Annotated in this window: 27 protein-coding genes and 2 tRNA genes; 26 read left to right on the forward strand and 3 right to left on the reverse strand. The window is 42.3% G+C overall.

Annotated elements, in window-relative coordinates; genetic code table 11:
• Nucleotides 1-60 precede the first annotated feature (60 nt).
• The 20 genes from AN214_RS18000 to AN214_RS18090 all read left to right on the forward strand — a co-directional run bounded on the left by AN214_RS18000 (nucleotide 61) and on the right by AN214_RS18090 (nucleotide 13,161).
• Complete coding sequence (locus AN214_RS18000; RefSeq protein WP_054980989.1) at nucleotides 61-1,482, forward strand: PLP-dependent aminotransferase family protein; 1,422 nt, start codon at nucleotides 61-63, stop codon at nucleotides 1,480-1,482.
• Between the two features lie 59 nt (nucleotides 1,483-1,541).
• Nucleotides 1,542-3,485, forward strand: coding sequence for an AsmA family protein (locus tag AN214_RS18005; RefSeq protein WP_054980990.1), 1,944 nt, complete (start codon nucleotides 1,542-1,544; stop codon nucleotides 3,483-3,485).
• 386 nt (nucleotides 3,486-3,871) lie between these two features.
• Nucleotides 3,872-4,240: a 50S ribosomal protein L14 gene (rplN, locus tag AN214_RS18010; RefSeq protein ID WP_010562266.1), complete on the forward strand. Its 369-nt coding sequence runs from the start codon at nucleotides 3,872-3,874 to the stop codon at nucleotides 4,238-4,240.
• 10 nt (nucleotides 4,241-4,250) lie between these two features.
• Complete coding sequence (rplX, locus tag AN214_RS18015) at nucleotides 4,251-4,565, forward strand: 50S ribosomal protein L24 (RefSeq protein WP_010562267.1); 315 nt, start codon at nucleotides 4,251-4,253, stop codon at nucleotides 4,563-4,565.
• 15 nt (nucleotides 4,566-4,580) lie between these two features.
• Entirely contained in the window at nucleotides 4,581-5,120 is a 540-nt protein-coding gene (rplE, locus tag AN214_RS18020; RefSeq protein WP_010562268.1) for a 50S ribosomal protein L5, read from the forward strand.
• Nucleotides 5,121-5,130: 10 nt separating this feature from the next.
• Entirely contained in the window at nucleotides 5,131-5,436 is a 306-nt protein-coding gene (gene rpsN / locus AN214_RS18025; protein ID WP_010562269.1) for a 30S ribosomal protein S14, read from the forward strand.
• 21 nt (nucleotides 5,437-5,457) lie between these two features.
• The gene (gene rpsH / locus AN214_RS18030) at nucleotides 5,458-5,850 is read left to right on the forward strand and encodes a 30S ribosomal protein S8 (RefSeq protein WP_054980991.1); all 393 of its coding nucleotides are present in this window, start codon (nucleotides 5,458-5,460) and stop codon (nucleotides 5,848-5,850) included.
• A gap of 13 nt (nucleotides 5,851-5,863) precedes the next feature.
• A complete protein-coding gene (gene rplF, locus AN214_RS18035; protein WP_054980992.1) occupies nucleotides 5,864-6,397 on the forward strand; it encodes a 50S ribosomal protein L6 in 534 nt (177 codons plus the stop codon).
• 9 nt (nucleotides 6,398-6,406) lie between these two features.
• Entirely contained in the window at nucleotides 6,407-6,757 is a 351-nt protein-coding gene (rplR, locus tag AN214_RS18040) for a 50S ribosomal protein L18 (protein WP_010562272.1), read from the forward strand.
• A gap of 9 nt (nucleotides 6,758-6,766) precedes the next feature.
• Nucleotides 6,767-7,267 (forward strand): 30S ribosomal protein S5, encoded by a 501-nt coding sequence (rpsE, locus tag AN214_RS18045; protein ID WP_010562273.1) that lies wholly within the window; start codon nucleotides 6,767-6,769, stop codon nucleotides 7,265-7,267.
• Nucleotides 7,268-7,273: 6 nt separating this feature from the next.
• Nucleotides 7,274-7,453: a 50S ribosomal protein L30 gene (gene rpmD, locus AN214_RS18050; protein ID WP_010562274.1), complete on the forward strand. Its 180-nt coding sequence runs from the start codon at nucleotides 7,274-7,276 to the stop codon at nucleotides 7,451-7,453.
• A gap of 4 nt (nucleotides 7,454-7,457) precedes the next feature.
• Nucleotides 7,458-7,892, forward strand: a complete 435-nt coding sequence (gene rplO / locus AN214_RS18055; RefSeq protein WP_010562275.1) for a 50S ribosomal protein L15 — start codon at nucleotides 7,458-7,460, stop codon at nucleotides 7,890-7,892.
• A gap of 12 nt (nucleotides 7,893-7,904) precedes the next feature.
• On the forward strand, nucleotides 7,905-9,233 hold the full coding sequence (gene secY / locus AN214_RS18060) for a preprotein translocase subunit SecY (RefSeq protein ID WP_010562276.1): 1,329 nt from the start codon (nucleotides 7,905-7,907) through the stop codon (nucleotides 9,231-9,233).
• Between the two features lie 23 nt (nucleotides 9,234-9,256).
• Nucleotides 9,257-9,370 carry a 50S ribosomal protein L36 gene (gene rpmJ / locus AN214_RS22300; protein WP_010562277.1) on the forward strand — a complete coding sequence of 38 codons (114 nt, stop codon included), beginning with the start codon at nucleotides 9,257-9,259 and terminating at the stop codon, nucleotides 9,368-9,370.
• Nucleotides 9,371-9,494: 124 nt separating this feature from the next.
• A complete protein-coding gene (gene rpsM / locus AN214_RS18065) occupies nucleotides 9,495-9,851 on the forward strand; it encodes a 30S ribosomal protein S13 (RefSeq protein ID WP_054981001.1) in 357 nt (118 codons plus the stop codon).
• 13 nt (nucleotides 9,852-9,864) lie between these two features.
• Nucleotides 9,865-10,251 carry a 30S ribosomal protein S11 gene (gene rpsK / locus AN214_RS18070; RefSeq protein ID WP_010562279.1) on the forward strand — a complete coding sequence of 129 codons (387 nt, stop codon included), beginning with the start codon at nucleotides 9,865-9,867 and terminating at the stop codon, nucleotides 10,249-10,251.
• A 21-nt stretch (nucleotides 10,252-10,272) separates the two neighbouring features.
• On the forward strand, nucleotides 10,273-10,893 hold the full coding sequence (gene rpsD, locus AN214_RS18075; protein WP_010562280.1) for a 30S ribosomal protein S4: 621 nt from the start codon (nucleotides 10,273-10,275) through the stop codon (nucleotides 10,891-10,893).
• A 25-nt stretch (nucleotides 10,894-10,918) separates the two neighbouring features.
• Nucleotides 10,919-11,905 carry a DNA-directed RNA polymerase subunit alpha gene (locus tag AN214_RS18080; RefSeq protein ID WP_010562281.1) on the forward strand — a complete coding sequence of 329 codons (987 nt, stop codon included), beginning with the start codon at nucleotides 10,919-10,921 and terminating at the stop codon, nucleotides 11,903-11,905.
• Nucleotides 11,906-11,937: 32 nt separating this feature from the next.
• Nucleotides 11,938-12,336 (forward strand): 50S ribosomal protein L17, encoded by a 399-nt coding sequence (gene rplQ, locus AN214_RS18085; RefSeq protein WP_010562282.1) that lies wholly within the window; start codon nucleotides 11,938-11,940, stop codon nucleotides 12,334-12,336.
• 219 nt (nucleotides 12,337-12,555) lie between these two features.
• Entirely contained in the window at nucleotides 12,556-13,161 is a 606-nt protein-coding gene (locus tag AN214_RS18090; protein ID WP_054980993.1) for a hypothetical protein, read from the forward strand.
• Between the two features lie 61 nt (nucleotides 13,162-13,222).
• Here AN214_RS18090 and AN214_RS18095 read toward each other — a convergent pair whose 3' ends face one another.
• Nucleotides 13,223-13,879: a response regulator transcription factor gene (locus AN214_RS18095; RefSeq protein WP_010562284.1), complete on the reverse strand. Its 657-nt coding sequence runs from the start codon at nucleotides 13,877-13,879 to the stop codon at nucleotides 13,223-13,225.
• Nucleotides 13,880-13,981: 102 nt separating this feature from the next.
• Nucleotides 13,982-14,347 (reverse strand): histidine triad nucleotide-binding protein, encoded by a 366-nt coding sequence (locus tag AN214_RS18100; protein WP_054980994.1) that lies wholly within the window; start codon nucleotides 14,345-14,347, stop codon nucleotides 13,982-13,984.
• A gap of 83 nt (nucleotides 14,348-14,430) precedes the next feature.
• On the opposite strand from AN214_RS18100, the gene AN214_RS18105 reads away from it, so the two are divergent.
• Nucleotides 14,431-15,066, forward strand: a complete 636-nt coding sequence (locus tag AN214_RS18105; protein WP_054980995.1) for a DUF2057 family protein — start codon at nucleotides 14,431-14,433, stop codon at nucleotides 15,064-15,066.
• A gap of 25 nt (nucleotides 15,067-15,091) precedes the next feature.
• Here AN214_RS18105 and AN214_RS18110 read toward each other — a convergent pair whose 3' ends face one another.
• Nucleotides 15,092-16,891, reverse strand: a complete 1,800-nt coding sequence (locus tag AN214_RS18110) for a M1 family metallopeptidase (protein WP_408002972.1) — start codon at nucleotides 16,889-16,891, stop codon at nucleotides 15,092-15,094.
• 152 nt (nucleotides 16,892-17,043) lie between these two features.
• On the opposite strand from AN214_RS18110, the gene murB reads away from it, so the two are divergent.
• The 5 genes from murB to AN214_RS18135 all read left to right on the forward strand — a co-directional run bounded on the left by murB (nucleotide 17,044) and on the right by AN214_RS18135 (nucleotide 20,057).
• Nucleotides 17,044-18,054 carry a UDP-N-acetylmuramate dehydrogenase gene (gene murB, locus AN214_RS18115; protein ID WP_054980997.1) on the forward strand — a complete coding sequence of 337 codons (1,011 nt, stop codon included), beginning with the start codon at nucleotides 17,044-17,046 and terminating at the stop codon, nucleotides 18,052-18,054.
• Nucleotides 18,042-19,031: a bifunctional biotin--[acetyl-CoA-carboxylase] ligase/biotin operon repressor BirA gene (birA, locus tag AN214_RS18120; protein ID WP_054980998.1), complete on the forward strand. Its 990-nt coding sequence runs from the start codon at nucleotides 18,042-18,044 to the stop codon at nucleotides 19,029-19,031. Before murB ends, birA begins: the two co-directional genes overlap by 13 nt.
• A gap of 2 nt (nucleotides 19,032-19,033) precedes the next feature.
• Nucleotides 19,034-19,714 (forward strand): type III pantothenate kinase, encoded by a 681-nt coding sequence (locus AN214_RS18125; RefSeq protein WP_054980999.1) that lies wholly within the window; start codon nucleotides 19,034-19,036, stop codon nucleotides 19,712-19,714.
• A 139-nt stretch (nucleotides 19,715-19,853) separates the two neighbouring features.
• A tRNA-Thr gene (locus AN214_RS18130) sits at nucleotides 19,854-19,929 on the forward strand.
• Nucleotides 19,930-19,972: 43 nt separating this feature from the next.
• Nucleotides 19,973-20,057, forward strand: a tRNA-Tyr gene (locus tag AN214_RS18135).
• Nucleotides 20,058-20,059 lie beyond the last annotated feature (2 nt).

Here is a 20,059-nt window from a genome sequence, read left to right on the forward strand (position 1 = left end):
ACTTTAATGCCGATCAAAAATGCAATACAGATACAGTTGCAGAATAATTTTAGGGTACAGATGGCTGAGTTCAAATACCGTCAGTTATTTTCTTACTATCAACAGCTCATTAGTAATGGCGAATTGCTACCCGGCGATAAATTGCCTTCGGTTAGGGTGTTGAGCAAGCGTCACGACGTTTCTATTAGCACGGCTACAAAGGTTTTGTCTGAGCTTGAAAAAGTGGCACTTATACATGCAAAACCTAAATCGGGCTATTTTGTAAATGGCGAGAGTAAATTTAAAGCGCATAGCTATGGCTGCGATGTAATTTATAAGCGTGACTTGCATGCTTTACCGCTGGCACAGTCGGTACAGTATTCGTTTAATGATGAATCTATTTTGCCGCTGTCCTGCACTGGCCCTTCGACCGTGTTAGATAATGAAACACTTCTCAACAAGTTGCACCGTAAAGTATTAACGCAACGACCTTATCGTTTAAAGCAGGATAATTTTGAAGCAGGTTTACCAAAGCTACGAAGTACGCTTGCGCAACACTTAAGTTGCAATGACTTTTCTTATGACAGTGAAAATATCTTAATCACGCATGGGCGCAGCGATGCGCTGAGCCTGGCTATAACCTCTTTGGGGTTATTACAAAAGCGGGTTGCTATTGAAGCGCCATGCTCATTTTTCATAAACGCTAATATGGCGCAATTGCAAATCGACACTGTCGCTATTCCAATGCAAGCCAATTACGCCGATGAAATAGCTTTGCTCGATAAGGTGTATCAAGCCGAGCCTTTCAGTGCATATGTGTTTAATCCAAATTTTAATGACCCAACAGGGCGCTTGTTGCATGACCAAGACAAAAAGGCACTGGTCGCATGGGCGCAAGCACGTGATGTTGTGTTAATTGAATATGATCGAGGGGAGCTTTATTTTTCAGGAGTGCGGCCTAAATCGATTATGCATTTTTTAACACCACAAGATAAAACACCCGCAATTAGCATTGGCGATTTCTCAGATACGATAAGCTTTAGTTTCTCGCTTGGTTATATGGTTTGCCATCAATGTATTGAATTATGTCTTTTTACAAAACATATCACGGTAGAAAAGCCTGATATGGCAAGCCAAATGATGCTAAACGAGATGATTAGCTCATTAGAATACCGAAAATTACTTACGCGATTAAGAAAAGCAATGTGGCAGCAGTACACTGAAACCTTGTTTATTTTGCAGCCACTAGAGGGTTACGTAGATATACCAACAATTTCTGGGGGACCTTGTTTATGGTTAAAGTTACCTCATAGCAAAAGTTCAGAAGCGCTCTTTAAACGATTAATAAAACACAATGTGGCGATTGCACCCGGCAAAATGTTTTTAACAAATGCCGAATTTGATAATTATTTCCGTGTTACCTTTGCCTTGCCATGGCAGCCAAGAATGGTTCAAGGGCTTAATATATTGGTTCAAGAAACCTTGCGATTTTTAGAGAGTTAGGTTTTAACTTTAACGCGCGTTAGCTATAGTAGCGTTAGATGTGATTTAAGGGACACACAATGAAAACTCTCGTAAAAATTATTGGATTTCTACTACTTGGTTTAATCGCGTTAATTGTGGCTTTGCCATTTATTATTCCGGTCGATTTTATTTTCAAGCAAGTTACGCAATCGGTTGAGCAAACAACAGGGCGCACGCTTGAGATTAAAGGCGATAAAAGCCTGTCTGTATTCCCTGCGCTAAAACTGGAACTTAATGATGTGACATTTGCTAACTTTGAGCAGGGGTCAAAGCCGAATATGGCAGCTATGGAGCAGCTTGCGATTCACATTCCTTACCTGTCAGTTTTATCTGGCGATATTAAACTTGAAAAATTTGTCATTAAAAACCCAGAAATACTACTTGAGAAAATGCCCAATGGCGAAGTTAACTGGCAGCTAGTTAATGCGTCGGGTGCGACAGAACAAAACAAGGCACCAGAACAGCAAGGTAAAGCAAAAAGCTTACCTGAGGGCGTTGATATTCAATTAGGCGAAGTCGCGATTTATGGCGGTAGCTTTACTTTCATCGATCATCAAAATAATACATCGCAAAAAGTAACAGACTTAGATTTAGCAATTCAATTACCTTCGCTTAAAAAGGACCTGAAAGTGGAAGGTGCCGTTATTTACATGGCTGAGAAGTTTGAATTAGATGTCACACTTAACACTCCAGAAAAACTATTGTTAGGCCAAGATTTCACGTTAAAAACCGCATTAGATTCTCGCTTGGCTGCACTTACCTTTGATGGGCTAGTTGCAAAACAGATGACTGATTTTAGTGGTAAATTAAATTTGACGGGCGACTCGGTTAAAGCGCTTGCTAAGTGGCAAAACCAAGCGTTTACAGCGAAAGAAAATGCATTTAATAAATTTTCAATTGCATCAGAAATGCGTTTTGCCGGACAAGAGTTTAATCTATCTAAACTCGATGCCAGCTTAGATGACCTGGCAATTAAAGGTTCGGCAAAGGTGGCGTTAACAAATGTGCCTAAGGTTACTGCTAACGTCGATTTAGGTATGTTAAATGTGAACCCTTACTTACCTGAATCAATGGATGTACCGCAAGAATCATCAGAGCAAAATACCGACACACCAAGCAAGCCGAAACCAATTGTATGGGATGACAGTGAAATTGATTTGTCGGCGCTTAATAGTGTAAATGCGGATATCAAAATCGCTGCGACGGGCTTTCAGTTTAAAGAAATCAAACTTGGTGAAACTAAGTTATCGCTTAAACTTAATAATGGCACGGCACAGCTAGGCTTAGATAAGTTTAAAGCGTACGAAGGCGACGGAACGGGGCAAGTAGTATTAGTTGCCAAACGCGCACCCTATAAACTAAACACATCGTTTTCTTTTGATGGCATTCAAGCTGAACCTTTATTAACCGATGCGGTTGGTTTCGATAAATTAATGGGCAAAGGGTTGTTAACCATTGCGCTTAATAGCCAAGGGCAATCACAGAAGCAGTTTATTGAATCTCTGCATGGCAGCGTTGGCTTTGGTTTTAATGACGGTGCTGTTAAAGGCGCTAATATTGCCGCTATGGTGCGCAGCGCAGAGCAACTTATTAAAGGCGGTGGTCTTGATGCAAAAGGGCTTGAAAAGGGCTTTGATAACGCTGAAAAAACGGATTTCTCAGAACTTGCGGGTAACTTTCAGTTTAGCGAAGGCGTGAGCAAACAAAACGAATTGACCTTAAAAAGCCCATTGATTCGCGTTACTGGCAATGGTGATATTGACCTACCGGCGACAAAAATTAACTATCGTCTGGTAACCGGCATAGTTGATTCAATTGAAGGGCAAGGCACGCAAGATAAAAGCACTGGCTTTAAAATCCCAATTCGTTTAAAAGGTCCATTGCATGATGTGCAAGTAAAGCCTGATATTGGCGAAGCGGCAAAAGATAAAGCGAAGGATAAGATCAAAGACAAGCTAAAAGATTTATTTAACAAGGAGTAGCCGTTCTTTAGTTTAATCATTCAGTTCACTGAAAATATTAAAAAAGGCCGATTATCTCTAGCATGCTTTGATTAGCGGGTTTGTAAAATGTTTATTATGCATTCCCGCTAGCGCTTGAAATCGCCTTCACATACCCCCATTAATCGTTCTCAGTAAATACAAATTGTGCTGTACGTTTTTTGAACTCCTTGTTATTGCAAGGCTTTTTTTATCATTAGTTTAACGACTAAATTAATTAAAAAATAACCTACCACTTATTAGTGTTTGCTGGTACAATTGCCCGCCCTTGAGCTGTCGATGACACGCTTAATGGTGAACAAATAAACGTTTAGGTCGTGAATTTGTATGAATTTGCGGCAATTTTTAACTACACCGGAGCATATAAAATGATCCAAATGCAAACTCAGCTGGACGTTGCTGATAACAGCGGCGCTCGCAAAGTGCAGTGTATTAAAGTCCTTGGCGGTTCGCACCGTCGCTACGCAGCGATTGGCGATATCATCAAAGTTTCTGTTAAAGAAGCTATTCCTCGCGGTAAAGTGAAGAAAGGTGATGTTAAAAACGCAGTAGTTGTGCGTACTAAAAAAGGCGTTCGTCGTCCAGACGGCTCTTTAATCCGTTTCGATAGCAATGCGGCAGTAATCTTAAACGATAGCTTACAGCCAATTGGTACTCGTATCTTTGGCCCTGTGACTCGTGAACTTCGTAACGATAAGTTCATGAAGATCGTTTCACTAGCCCCAGAAGTACTATAAGGAGTCGATCATGGCAGCAAAAATCCGTCGTGATGACGAAGTAATCGTACTTGCAGGTAAAGACAAAGGTAAGCGCGGCAAAGTGCTTTCAGTTGTAACTGAATCTAGTCGAGTATTTGTTGAAGGCGTTAACTTAATCAAGAAGCACCAGAAGCCAGTTCCTCAGTTGAACCAGCCAGGCGGTATTGTTGAGAAAGAAGCGTCAGTAGACGTATCAAACGTAGCGATCTTTAACCAGGAAACTGGTAAAGCGGATCGTGTAGGTTTCAAGATTGAAGATGGTAAGAAAGTACGTATCTTCAAATCTACCGGTAAAACTATCTAATAGTCGGAGTATACGATGGCGAAACTGCATGAAGTATATAAAGACAAAGTAGTAGCTGAACTAGTAAAAGAGTTCAACTACAGCTCTGTCATGCAAGTCCCTCGAATTGAGAAAATCACCCTTAACATGGGTGTGGGCGAAGCCCTAGCGGACAAAAAGATTCTAGAGAACGCAGTAAGCGACCTAGAAGCTATCTCTGGTCAGAAGCCACTTATCACTAAAGCACGCAAATCAGTTGCTGGCTTTAAGATTCGTGAAGGCTATCCGATCGGTTGTAAAGTAACCCTACGCGGTGAGCGTATGTGGGATTTCCTAGAGCGTTTAGTCTCTATTGCGATGCCACGTATTCGTGACTTCCGCGGTGTTAGCGCAAAGTCTTTTGACGGTCGCGGTAACTATTCTATGGGCGTACGTGAGCAAATCATCTTCCCAGAAATCGATTATGATAAAGTAGACCGCGTTCGCGGTATGGATATCACAATCACTACTTCTGCGAAAAGTGATGAGGAAGGCCGTGCGTTGTTAACAGCGTTTAACTTCCCATTCAAGAAATAAGGGTAGGGTTATGGCAAAGAATTCAATGAAAGCGCGCGAAGCAAAGCGCACTAAACTAGTTGCTCAGTACGCTGAAAAGCGCGCAGCACTAAAAGCAATCATCTCTGACGTAAACGCGTCTGAAGATGATCGTTGGGACGCGGTATTAAAGCTTCAAAGCCTTCCGCGTGATTCAAGCCCTGCACGTCAACGTAATCGTTGTAACATCACGGGCCGCCCACATGGTTACCTTCGTAAGTTCGGCTTAAGCCGTATCAAATTACGCGAAGCTGCTATGCGCGGTGAAGTTCCTGGCCTTAAAAAGGCTTCTTGGTAATAGAATCACGGGAGTAAGACAATGAGCTTGCAAGATCCAATCGCGGATATGTTTACACGTGTTCGTAACGGCCAACAGGCTAAGAAGGTTTCAGTATCTATGCCTTCTTCAAAGCTAAAAATTGCCGTTGCAAAACTACTTAAAGAAGAAGGTTACATCACAGACTACGCAGTAGCTGGCGACGTTAAACCTGAGCTTTCTGTAGAATTAAAATATTTCGAAGGCAAAGCTGTAATCGAGTCTCTACAGCGCGTTAGCCGTCCTGGTCTACGTATCTACAAGAAACGTGGCGACTTACCAAAGGTAATGGGCGGTTTAGGCATTGCTATCGTTTCAACTTCTAAAGGCTTGATGACTGATCGTGCTGCACGTGGTGCTGGTATCGGTGGTGAAATCATCGGCTTTGTAGCTTAATCGGAGGGGAACTATGTCTCGCGTAGCAAAGGCACCTATTAATGTTCCTGCCGGTGTAGAAGTTACACTAGCTGGTCAGGACATCAAAGTTAAAGGTAAAAGCGGTGAGTTAACTCGCACTATCAACGAAGCTGTTGAAGTAACGCTTGAAGAAAACGTAATCAAAACTCTTCCTCGTGAAGGTTTTGCTGACGGCTGGGCACAAGCGGGTACTGCTCGTGCACTAATCAACAACATGGTTGTTGGTGCAGGCGAAGGTTACGAGAAAAAACTTCAGCTAGTTGGTGTTGGTTACCGTGCAGCAGCTAAGGGTAAAGTATTAGACTTAACTCTTGGTTTCTCACACCCTGTGAACTTCCCAGTTCCAGAAGGTATCACTGTTGAAACACCTAGCCAAACTGAAATTGTGGTTAAAGGCGCAGATAAGCAGTTAGTTGGCCAAGTTGCTGCTAACATTCGCGCATACCGTGAGCCAGAGCCGTATAAAGGTAAAGGTGTACGTTATGCTGATGAACACGTGCGTCGCAAAGAAGCCAAGAAGAAGTAAGGTAGAACGATGGATAAGAAAACAGCTCGTCTACGTCGTGCGAAACGCACTCGTAGAAACTTTATTGAACAAGGCGCAACCCGCCTAGTTATCCACCGCACTCCACGTCATATTTACGCGCAAGTTGTAAATCCTGAGGGTGTTGTGGTAGCTGCTGCTTCTACTGTAGAAAAAGCGATTAGTGGTTCAATCGAAGGCACTAGCAATGTTGCAGCTGCGCAAGCAGTTGGTAAAGCAGTTGCTGAACGTGCAGTTGAGAAAGGTATCGCTAAATTATCTTTTGATCGCAGTGGTTTTAAATATCACGGCCGTGTTAAGGCGCTTGCTGATGCAGCGCGTGAAGCCGGTTTACAATTCTAGGAGCAGAGAATGGCTAACGTAGAAGTAAAGCAACCTGAATTAGCTGAAAAGCTAGTTGCAGTAAACCGCGTGTCAAAAGTAGTTAAAGGTGGTCGTATCTTTAGCTTCACTGCACTAACAGTTGTTGGTGACGGCGCAGGTAAAGTAGGTTTTGGTTACGGTAAAGCACGTGAAGTTCCTGCTGCTATTCAAAAAGCAATGGAAAAAGCACGTCGTAACATGGTAAACGTAGAATTAAACGGAAACACGTTACAGCACCCAATCAAGGGTCGTCACGCTGGTTCTAAAGTATATATGCAGCCAGCTGCTGAAGGTACAGGTATCATCGCCGGTGGTGCGATGCGTGCAGTACTAGAAGTTGTAGGTGTACATAACGTACTTTCTAAAGCATATGGTTCTACTAACCCAATCAACGTTGTACGCGCAACAATTAAAGCTCTAGACAACATGAAGTCGCCTGAGTCAGTTGCTGCTAAACGTGGTTTAAGCGTTGATAACATCCTGGGGTAAGACACGATGGCAAATACAGTAAAAGTAACTCAAGTAAAGAGCTCTATCGGTCGTTTACCGAAGCATAAAGCAACTTTACGTGGTCTTGGTTTACGTCGTATCAACCACACAGTGGAGTTAGAAGATACTCCTTGTGTACGTGGTATGATCAACCAAGTGTCTTACATGGTTAAGGTTGAGGGTTAATTCGATGCAATTGAATACACTTTCTCCAGCAGTAGGTGCAAAGAAGCCTGGTAAGCGTGTTGGTCGTGGTATCGGTTCTGGTCTTGGTAAGACTGGTGGTCGTGGTCACAAAGGTCAAAAATCTCGCTCAGGCGGTAAAGTACGCGTTGGTTTTGAAGGCGGTCAAATGCCTATGCAACGTCGTCTACCTAAGTTCGGTTTCACTTCACGCAAATCACTAGTATCTGCAGAAGTAAACCTGTTCGAAATCGCTAAAGTTGAAGGCGATGTGGTAGAACTAAGCACACTACAAGCAGCTGGTATTGTTAAAAAGAACATTCAGTTCGTTAAAGTAGTTAAATCTGGCGAAGTTTCTCGCGCGGTTACCGTTAAAGGTCTTAAAGTGACTAAAGGTGCTCGTGAAGCGATTGAAGCTGCCGGAGGCAAGATAGAAGAATAATAAGGAAGTACTATGGCTAAACCAGGTCTAGATATGCAAAGTGCACAAAGCGGCTTAGCGGAGCTGAAGCGCCGATTACTATTTGTATTGGGTGCTATCATTATTTACCGTTTAGGCTCGTTCGTGCCGATCCCTGGTATTGACGCCGCAGTATTGGCCCAGTTCTTCGAGCAACAAAAGGGCACCATTGTTGAGATGTTCAACATGTTCAGTGGTGGTGCACTTGAGCGTGCATCGGTGTTGGCGTTAGGTATTATGCCTTACATCACCGCTTCAATTATCATGCAGTTGATGACACATATGCATCCAACTTACATGGAACTGAAGAAAGAAGGTGAGCAAGGTCGTAAGAAGATCAGCCAACACACTCGTTATGCAACGCTCGTGCTAGCTACATTCCAATCTATTGGTATTGCAACTAGTTTACCAAATATGATGTCAGGCCTAGTGGTTAACCCTGGTCTTGCGTTCTATTTCACTGCTGTAGTGAGCTTGGTAACTGGTACAATGTTCCTAATGTGGTTGGGTGAGCAAATTACAGAGCGCGGTATCGGTAACGGTATCTCAGTTCTAATTTTTGTGGGTATTGTAGCTAACTTGCCGTCTGCTATTGGTTCGACTGCCGAAATGGCGCGCCAAGGTGATTTACAACCGTTAGTACTACTATTGATTGCGGTAATTGTTTTTGCTGTAACTTATTTGGTAGTGTTCTTTGAGCGTGGGCAACGTCGCATCGTTGTTAACTACGCTAAACGTCAGCAAGGCCGTCAGGTATTTGCAGCGCAAAGTTCACACTTACCATTGAAAGTTAATATGGCAGGGGTTATTCCACCAATCTTTGCTAGTAGTATTATTCTGTTCCCTGGTACAATTGCGAGCTGGTTCGGTCAAGGTGAAGGCCCGGTTGCTGATACATTACAAACTATCTCTTTAGCATTGTCTCCTGGACAGCCGCTATATGCGATGGTGTTAGCAGCTGCAATCATCTTTTTCTGCTTCTTTTACACTGCGTTGGTATTTAACCCGCGTGAAACAGCAGACAACCTGAAAAAATCAGGGGCATTTATCCCAGGCATTCGCCCAGGTGAGCAGACATCTAAATACATTGATAAAGTAATGACACGCCTAACTTTAGCTGGCGCTTTGTACATTACCTTTATTTGTCTAGTGCCCGAGTTCATGACAATGGCATGGCAAACGCCATTCTATTTCGGCGGTACATCAATTTTGATTATCGTTGTTGTTATCATGGACTTTATGGCACAAGTACAAACGCATCTGATGTCTCATCAGTATGAGTCTGTGCTGAAAAAAGCAAACCTTAAAGGCTATGGCCGATAAGGCTTTGACTACGGAGTTAAGTTATGAAAGTACGTGCTTCCGTTAAGAAAATTTGCCGTAGCTGTAAAGTTATTAAACGTGCAGGTGTTGTACGTGTAATTTGCAGCGACCCTAAGCATAAGCAAAGGCAAGGCTAATTAAGTCATGCAGGCTGAGCGTAAGCTCGGCCTGTTTCATTGGTAGAAATCTGATATCGGTTGGGTATCCTATACGGGCTTTCCAACAGGATGATAATCAGATTCATTTATAGGAGATATGTTAGTGGCCCGTATCGCAGGCATTAACGTTCCTGACCATAAGCATGCTGTTATCGCTTTAACAAGCATCTATGGTGTAGGTAAGACTCGCTCTAAGGCTATCTTAGCAGCGACTGGTATCGCCGAGACCACAAAAATCGGTGAACTAAATGATGAAGTTCTTGACCAATTACGTGAAGAAGTTGGTAAGTACACTGTTGAAGGTGATCTTCGTCGTGAAGTTACTCTAAATATCAAGCGTCTTATGGACCTTGGTTGTTTCCGTGGCCTACGTCACCGTCGTTCGCTTCCACTACGTGGTCAGCGTACTAAGACTAACGCGCGTACTCGTAAGGGTCCTCGCAAGCCTATCAAGAAATAAGGTGGGGTAAGTTATGGCTAAAGCACCAATCCGTCGTAAGAAGGTTAAAAAGCAAGTTGCTGATGGTATGGCTCATGTTCATGCTTCTTTCAACAACACTATTGTTACTATTACAGACCGTCAAGGTAATGCGTTATCTTGGGCAACTGCAGGTGGTTCAGGTTTCCGTGGTTCACGTAAATCTACGCCATTCGCTGCACAGGTTGCTGCTGAGCGTGCAGGTACTGCTGCTCAGGAATATGGTTTAAAGAACCTAGAAGTATTCATCAAGGGCCCAGGTCCAGGTCGTGAATCTTCAGTTCGTGCATTAAATGCACTAGGTTACCGTATTACAAACATTACTGACGTGACGCCAATTCCACACAATGGTTGTCGTCCACCGAAGAAACGTCGCGTATAACAATAGGTTAGGAGAAATAACATGGCAAGATATTTGGGCCCTAAGCTCAAGCTAAGTCGTCGTGAAGGTACTGACCTGTTCCTTAAGAGCGGCGTTAGAGCAATCGACTCTAAATGTAAGCTTGAAACAGCACCAGGTCAACACGGCGCTCGTAAAGGTCGCCTATCTGACTACGGTTTACAATTACGTGAAAAGCAAAAAGTTCGTCGTATCTACGGTGTACTAGAAAAGCAATTCCGTAACTACTATAAAGAAGCTGCTCGTCTTAAAGGCAACACAGGTGAAAACCTACTTCAGCTTCTAGAACAACGTTTAGACAATGTAGTTTACCGCATGGGTTTCGCTAGCACACGTGCTGAAGCTCGTCAGCTAGTAAGCCACAAAGCAATCGTTGTTAATGGTCAAGTTGTAAACATTCCTTCATTCACAGTTTCAGCTGAAGATGTAGTTGAAATCCGTGAGAAGGCTAAGAAGCAAGCTCGTATTACTGCAGCTGTAGAACTAGCTGAGCAACGCGAGAAGCCAACTTGGGTTGAAGTAGACACTAAGAAGCTAGAAGGTACATTTAAGCGTTTACCTGAGCGTTCTGATCTGTCTGCAGAAATTAATGAACAGCTAATCGTCGAACTTTACTCGAAGTAAAGTTAAAAGATAAGAGAGGATACACATGCAGGGTTCTGTTACCGAATTCCTAAAGCCAAAATTAGTCGATATCGACGCTGTAAGTACATCGCGTTCTAAAGTTATTTTAGAGCCGCTAGAGCGTGGCTTTGGTCACACTTTAGGTAATGCACTTCGTCGTATTTTACTTTCATCAATGCCAGGTTGTGCAGTGACTGAAGTTGAAATCGACGGCGTACTACACGAATACAGTGCGAAGGAAGGTGTTCAAGAAGACATCATCGAAATTCTACTAAACCTTAAAGGTTTAGCAGTTTCTTTACACGAGAAAGATGAAGTATTTCTAACGCTGACTAAATCAGGCGTTGGCCCTGTAACCGCTGCTGATATTCAACACGATGATAGTGTTGAAATTGCTAACCCAGATCACGTGATTTGTCACCTGACAACTGATAGCAGTGAAATCAGTATGCGTATTCGCGTTCAACGTGGCCGTGGCTACGTTCCAGCGTCGAGCCGTATTTCCTCTGAAGACGATGAGCGCCCAATCGGTCGTTTGTTGCTAGATGCATCATTTAGCCCGGTTGAGCGTATTGCGTACTCGGTTGAATCAGCACGTGTTGAGCAACGTACAGATTTAGATAAGCTTATTATCGATATGGAAACAAATGGTACGATTGATCCTGAAGAGGCAATCCGTCGTGCATCTACTATTCTAGCTGAGCAATTAGACGCATTCGTAGATTTACGCGATGTGGCTGAGCCAGAAGAGAAGGAAGAGAAGCCGGAGTTTGATCCGATTCTACTTCGTCCAGTTGATGATTTAGAGCTTACTGTACGTTCTGCGAACTGTCTGAAAGCCGAGCAAATTCAATATATCGGTGATCTTGTTCAGCGTACTGAAGTTGAGCTTCTTAAAACACCAAACCTTGGTAAGAAGTCACTTACAGAAATTAAAGACGTGCTTGCATCACGTGGTCTATCTCTAGGTATGCGCCTAGAAAACTGGCCGCCAGCAAGCTTAGCTGAATAATCAACGATAAGTTTAGTTAGAAGGATAGGGTCATGCGCCATCGTAAGAGTGGTCGTCAATTAAACCGTAACAGCAGTCATCGTAAAGCGATGTTCAGCAACATGGCAAGTTCTTTGGTGAAGCACGAAATCATCAAAACTACTGTGCCAAAAGCGAAAGAGTTACGTCGTGTAATTGAACCTTTAATCACACTGGCTAAGACTGATAGCGTTGCAAACCGTCGTTTAGCGTTTGCTCGCACGCGTGATAAAGAAGTAGTTGGTAAATTGTTCACTGAGATTGGTCCTCGTTTCGCGGATCGTCCAGGTGGTTACACTCGTATTCTTAAGTGTGGCTTCCGTGCAGGTGACAACGCGCCAATGGCTTACATTGAACTACTAGATCGCCCAGCGACTGAAGAAGTTCAAGAAGACGCGCAGTCTGCAGAGTAAGATTTAAAGAATTAAAAAGCCGAGCAATTGCTCGGCTTTTTTACGTCTAAAATTTAACAATTCAACTTTCTATTACGTTACCGCTATGTATGCTGTTTTAGCACTTTCACACGATCAGGCAAGCAAAGCTTACTACTCTAATTTAGCTGTTTAGAGCTTGAGAAATTAATTCCGCATCCGTATAATCCGCGCCTCTTCTCAATGTTTCAATGGATTATGATGAAAAAAACTATTCTATTCCTTACCTTGGCCGGATTATCTCAGTTTACTTATGCAGCCGAAGAAGCTGAGCAGCCTTCTCCAAGTCCAATTAAGTTTGGCTTGTACGCAGGTCTTACCTATGGTGGTGATGAAGTAGGTAAGCTTTACTACGAAGATGATTCGACAGAACGTGTTAAAGCAGGTGGTTTGTACACTGTTGGTGCTTCATTATCGGCTAATGTTTGGCAGCAAGTCGATGTGCAAGTAAATCTTGGTTATCATGCCGATTCAGCAAGCGCTTCTAACGGCGATATGACATTCTCGCGTATTGTATTCGAAGCAATCCCTTATTATCGTTTAAATGAATCTGTGTCGCTTGGTTTGGGTCTTACGCTGCATTCGAATGTAGAGCTTGATAGTGACTTTACTGAAGATGCGACTTTCGAGTCTGCAACGGGTGTGGTGTTATCGGGTAAGTATGCGTTAGCAAATACAAACAGTGAATTCGAACTTCGCTTTGTATCGCAAGAGTACACGCTTGAAAAAGTAGGTAGCTTTAACGTAATACAAGATTACACAGTAGATGCTAAGCACATAGGTGTTTACTACCACTATATGTTTTAGTGATAAGCATAAAAAAACGCCAAGCATTTGCTTGGCGTTTTTATGTAACCTTCAAAGAGTATTATCGCAACTCATTAGGCATATTATATTGTGCCCATGAAAGTAGCTCGATGCGGTTACGACAGTTGGTTTTTCTAAACGCACTGTATAAGTGTGTTTTTACTGTGTGCGGGCTGATATTTAGCTCGTCGGCGATTTCTTTATTCTTAGCGCCTTTACTCATTAAGCTAATGATTGCGCGCTCACGCTTAGTTAATTTCACTGGCTCTAATTCAGCGTCTGTGATTTGATTAATTGCTTCTTTATTGAACTGTAATAAGCGGTTCAATGCGCTACACATTACATCACGACGGAACCATAATTGATTATCAAGCAGTAAGCGAATGCCTTTCATTAATACATCAGCGTTATCTGTTTCATAGAATACGCCACGAATACCTGATAATAGGGCGCGATTAGCGAGTTCAGTATTGTCGCTGATGTTAAACAAAATAATGTCACAGTCAGTGTTCAGTTCAGAAATATGTGTTTGTAAACGTTGCCAAACATTATCACCGTTAGATTCGATAAATAATAAGCGCGTGTTGCTTGGTACATCTTTACCATCAAACCCGTGTAGAACGTTTAGACCTTGGGTGGTTAGTAATGGTTTTAAAACTTCCAATCCAGAATTATTAGTAGGATTAGTGTTCAAAATGATAAACGCTGTGTTATTCATTGTTTAACTCAAAAAATAAAGCTTCTACTTAAATTAATAGCAGAAGCTTAACATAATATTTAGACTTTTGTATTGTTTTTTTAAACTAATTAATACTTTTATCTAGGTCTTTGCGTTGTCTGTATACGGTGGCCAGCCTAGCATTTTGCCTGCTAGCATGTGCAGGTGAATATGAAAAACTGTTTGCCCTGCATTTTCGTTACAGTTCATAACCACACGGTAGCCTTCATCACTAAAGCCATGCTCTGTTGCTAGCTGTTTAGCAACATAATACAGGTGGCCTACAAGCTCTCGATCGTCTAATCCTATGTCGTTAATTGTAGCGATAGGCTTTTTCGGAATAATAAGTACGTGGAAAGGTGCTTGTGGGTTTATGTCCTTAAATGCAAGACTTAGCTCATCTTCATAGACAATATCGGCTGGAATTTCGCGATTAATAATTTTGGTGAAAAGGGTTTCTTGACTCATACCAACATCCTAGTAGTAATTCTGTTCGAATTATGCCAGTTTAGATTGATGGAATATATCTGCAAGGGTTTATTGAAACGAGTATGAAAAATCTATTAGCACTCAGTTTGTTATTACCAAGTTTAGCGTATGCCGCAACGGTAAAATTTTCAGAAGAGTTAATCCCGCTTCAAGTCAATGAGAATAAAGTAGAGCATTCACTCTTTTCAAGTGTTGATGAAGTAACAGTGTCACAAGGCCAACATAAAATCAAAGTGAAGTACAAAGACCTTTACGAAATTGATTATGATGAGCATGAAGTTATTGAGTCAGAGCCGTTTTGGCTTGTGATCAATATTGAAAACAGCGAAGCAACTTATCAGCTTTCAATGCCACGAGCTGATGATATTGATGGTGCAAAGCAGTATATAAAAAGCCCGTTTGTAACCTTCAAAGAGCAGGGAACGAACAGTCAAGCATTGCGTTTAGAACCTGTAAAAGCGCAAGTAGTACTCTCTAAGGAACAGAAAAATAAGACACATTTGCCTGTTGCAACTGCAAGCGCGCCATCTAATAGCGCTGCGCCAAAGTCGTCATCTAAAATTCAAGTTGTTGCTGAAGAATCACCTAACGCACCAGTTAGTCAACAACCTAGTGCGCTAAGTATGCTTGAGTTTTGGTGGTCACAAGCCAGTGAGCAAGAAAAAGCAGCATTTTTAGCAAATAAAAAAGGCAGCTAAGCGCTGCCTTTTAAAACCAAAAAACTTATTTAAATAAGTTTTCTACAGTACCCTGAGCAAGCGGGTGATAACCAGGCTTTGCTTTTTGGTAAACCGCAAGTGCCCACTCTTTTTTGCCATTGGCAATAAGCGCTTTATATAGCGGGACAATTAACTTACGACGGCCAATACCAACAAGGTGTTCTTCCAGTGGACCATAGATTGGTTGATAGCCATTGCCAACGGCAAGCATATACCAAGCAAAGCTTAACTCGTCGTTAGTTGAATGTGTTAAATCATAGGCTTTATCTAATTGGGTCATTTTATCAATTGATAAATCGCGCGGTAGATTATTGATAAAGTGAAGCCATTCATGCACGGTCCAGTTGTTTGTCGGCAATGCGTGTACATCACCATTCTCTAGCCATACTTTTGCAGCAGCATCTACATTGATAAAGGCATTTGATGTTGGATTGGGTGCATCAGCAGGTAAACCTGGTTGGTGGATCCATTCTTTTGCTTTTTCAACCGATACAATACCAGGGTATTTGTTTAGTAGATTTTCAGCGAGATACTTCTCAAACTCAGCTGTGGTAAGCGATTTAAAAGAATATTCGTTAAAGTATGAACGTACAAACTCATCAAAACGATCGCGGCCAAATTTTTCTTCTAGGTAAATCAAAAATAGCATACCTTTAATGTAAGGTACTTTGCTAAACGCATCATCCGGATCGCGGCCATTTAACTTTAGGTTTAATCGCGTATCACCTTGGTCTAAGTTCGGCATTTGGCCTTTTAGCGCTGCGGTATCAAGTGCCTGTTCCATTACTGCGCGGTCACGACCAAACACTTCTTCCATAATGCGGTTTTCTACGTATGAAGTGAAACCTTCATTTAGCCATAGATCTTCCCAAGTAGCGTTTGTAACAAGGTTGCCCGACCATGAGTGAGCAAGCTCATGCGCGATCAGATTTACAAGGCTCTTATCACCAGCAACAACAGTTGGGGTAATAAATGAAAGGCGCGGATTTTCCATACCACCAAATGGAAAGCTAGGCGGCAACATTAATAAGTCGTAACGACCCCATGCATACTCACCGTAAATCTCATTGGTTTTTTCAATCATGGTTTGCGTATCATTAAACTCAGCAACCGATGCATCAAGAATTGTTGGCTCTGCAAAAATCGCAGTTTGGTGCGACATTTCCTTATATTCTAAATTACCTGCGCCAATCGCAATTAAGTAAGGAGGAATAGCTTGTGGCATGGTGAACTGGTAATCACCGTCTTTAATAAATGCGTCGGTGTTATCAGCACTCATTACCGCACGCACATCTTTTGGTGTTTGAATACGGGCAGTATATGTCACACGCATAGCTGGAGTATCTTGTACCGGGATCCAGCTGCGTGCGTGAATCGCTTGCGATTGGCTATACATAAATGGTTGCGTTTTAGTTGCGGTTTGCTCAGGAGTTAACCATTGTAAGCCAGACGCTTGTGGCAAGCTGTTGTAGTAAACGCGTACTTTCTCGGCTTGATTAGCAAAGTTAATAGTCAGCTTTGAGCCTCTAACGCCATCATCCTTCGCCAGCTGCCAACTTGCTTGACGCCATTTGCCAGCGTTGTCTTTGTATAGCACTTTATCAATTTCTAAATCGCGTGTATCTAACACTAACTGGTTCGCATTCTTTCGTTGCCAATCTAACGTATGTTCTGCAAAGCCTTGTAGTTGTTTATTATCAAAGTCGATTTCAAGGTCTAAATGAATGTGTGTAGAAAGAACATCGTTTAAATTACCAAATGTATGCTCGTCATATGCGGCGTGAGAGGTGCCATATAATGTCATTGCTACTAAGCTAGCAATAGTGGTTAGCTTCATGTGCTTTTCCTAAAACGGGTTGTATACAATTGGCGTCAATAATACGCATTTCTATACGTCGAGTAAAAGAATGCGTTAATATGTGCGTACTTTCATTGTTATTACCTTGAGAATTACTTTTGATTTCATTATCTCAACTCCATACTTTCGCTTTATCGGCATATGCAAAGCGCTTAATACGCATTGAAGATGCCACTGAGCTACAAACAATAGACTGGCAAGCGCCATTTATTGTGCTCGGTGAGGGGAGTAATACGGTATTTGTCGATGATTACCAAGGGGCGATAATTCAAATTGCAAATAAAGGAATAGAGATTTCAGAAAGCACTGACGCGTATATCTTAAACGTTGCCGCTGGTGAAAATTGGCATCAATTAGTCACATCGTGCACAGAGCAAGGGATCTATGGTTTTGAAAATTTGGCGCTAATTCCGGGCACAGTTGGTGCTGCGCCAGTACAAAATATTGGTGCGTATGGTGTAGAAGTAAAAGATTTAATCACAAGTGTATCTGGCTACAATATTGAGCTGGGTGAATATCAAACATTAACCGCCGCACAGTGCCAATTTGCATATCGAGATTCAATTTTCAAGCATGCCTTGCTAGGCAAGTTTGTGATTACATCGGTTGAGTTTACACTGACAAAAGCGTGGCAACCTCAATTAGCTTATGGACCATTGCAAGACCTGAATGCGCCAAGTGCGCTACAAGTAATGCAAGCTGTTATTGCAATTCGTTCAAGCAAACTACCTGATCCTGCAGTTGAGGCAAACAGTGGTAGCTTTTTTAAAAATCCTATTGTGCCAAATACGTTAATCGACAGCTTACATAAGCAGTATGAAAATATGCCTACTTACCCCGTTTGCGCAAATACGACAAAATTAGCCGCCGGTTGGTTAATCGAAAAAGCAGGGCTAAAAGGGTTTAAGATGGGCGGTGTGCAGGTGAGTAATAAACAGGCTTTAGTGTTGATTAACACTGGCACTGCAACAAGTGATGACCTGTTGGCAATGGTAGCGCATATTCAAAGTAAGGTGTTCTCACAATTCGGTGTTGTACTTGAACATGAAGTTCGCCTTGTTGCTAAAACTGGTGAAACCAAAGTTGAGGTTGAAGCATGTCGCAAATAAAAGGCACTAAACTTGCCGTATTGCAAGCGCTGCAAGGCGGCGAGTTTATCTCTGGTCAACATCTTGGTGAGCAACTAGGCATAAGTCGTGCGGCGGTAGCAAAGCATATTAAGTCACTATGTGAGCTCGGCCTAGATATCTATAAAGTAAATAACAAAGGGTATTGTCTTAAACAAGATATCGGTTTGATTGCGAGATCAGTAGTTGAAAACGAATACCAAAAATTATCAGGGCAGATTGGTAACTTCGAAACGTTTGCAAGTATCGACTCTACGAATACTGAGTTAATGCAACGTATTGCAAGTAAGCAAGCGGTTACATCCGGAACTGTTGTTGTAGCTGAAATGCAAAACGCGGGGCGTGGAAGGCGTGGCCGAGTTTGGCAATCACCCTTTGGCGCTAACCTTTATTACAGCTACTACTGGTTACTTGATGATGGTTTACAAGCTGCTATGGGTGTCAGTGTTGCGGTTGGTTTAGCTGTATTTGATTGCTTACATAAGCTCTATGGCTTGCAAGTTAGTTTAAAATGGCCAAATGATATTTTAGTGAATAACCAAAAGTTAGCAGGGGTATTGGTTGAGTTAGATGGTCAACCAGAAGGGCCATGTCATTTAGTTATTGGTATTGGATTAAATATCGCGATGCCAGAAAACGCCAGTGAACATATTGATCAAGCTTGGATTGACCTGAAACGACTTGGCTTGCAAGTGGATAAAAATGTGTTAATTGCTCAGCTTACTTATTGTTTAGAGCAACGGTTAGCCCAGTATCAAGTATCAGGGTTAAGTGATATGTATCAAGAGTGGAATAATGTTAATGCTTTTGCAGAACGGCTGGTCACGTTAAACACGGGTCAAAAAACTTGGCAAGGAATATGTGTAGGTATTGATAAGCAGGGTGGCTTAATTTTACGTCAAGACGGCAATGAAAAAACGTATTATGGCGGTGAAATTTCTGTGCGTAAGGTTATGTAACAATGAAGCTGTTAGTTGATGTAGGTAATACCGCACTAAAATTAGCGCTGTACAAAAATGATGAAATTACGTTTATCGGCCAGCAAGAGTTTAATTGGCAGGACATTAACCAAGTGCTTATCGCCAGTGTTCGCAGTAATCAGCAACTTGATAATCTAATTAGCAACGCGAATGAGCGCGGGGTTGAAGTGATTACCGCAAAAGTGTCAGCCCAGCAGAACGGAATTAGTTGTGCTTATCAACAGTTTCACAATCTCGGCATTGATCGCTGGCTTGTGGTGCTTGCGGCAGCCCACCTCTATGCGGGCCAATCAGCAATTATCGTAGATGCTGGTACAGCAACGACGGTTGATATATTAATTGACGGTAAAACACATCAAGGCGGCTGGATTATTCCAGGGATAGATTTGATGATGGAGTCAATCACATCGCGCGCGGAAAAGGTATTTGCCAGCGAACAGGTGTCGTTTGAAAACACCGTCGGTATTAATACTCCAGAAGCACTCAGTTATGGTTGTTTAGCAGCCAGTTTGGGTTTGGTTGCACAAGCAAGGCGCTTATTTGGTGATAACATTCGCGTATTGTGTACTGGTGGTTATGGCAAGCTACTGTCAGAACATCTTGAAAATGGCGAATTCATTGAAGATTTGGTGTTGCGCGGGTTAGTTGCATATGCGAAATAGCAGGATAACCGCATAAAACTGCAGCGATTTGACTAAATCTTCAACGTTTGAGCAATATCTTTAACTTTTTTTAAAATAAATGGTTGCATATCGTAAAACCTTGCCTTAGAATCTCGCCCCGTACTTAAGCAGTATACGTGCCGACTTAGCTCAGCTGGTAGAGCAACTGACTTGTAATCAGTAGGTCATCCGTTCGACTCGGATAGTCGGCACCATTTTACTTTCACTATATGAAAGTCTAGCTTTAAAAGAATTTGTGGAGGGGTTCCCGAGCGGCCAAAGGGATCAGACTGTAAATCTGACGGCATTGCCTTCGATGGTTCGAATCCGTCCCCCTCCACCACT

Origin of the sequence: Pseudoalteromonas sp. P1-9, assembly GCF_001399975.1 — a bacterium.
Taxonomy (GTDB): domain Bacteria; phylum Pseudomonadota; class Gammaproteobacteria; order Enterobacterales; family Alteromonadaceae; genus Pseudoalteromonas.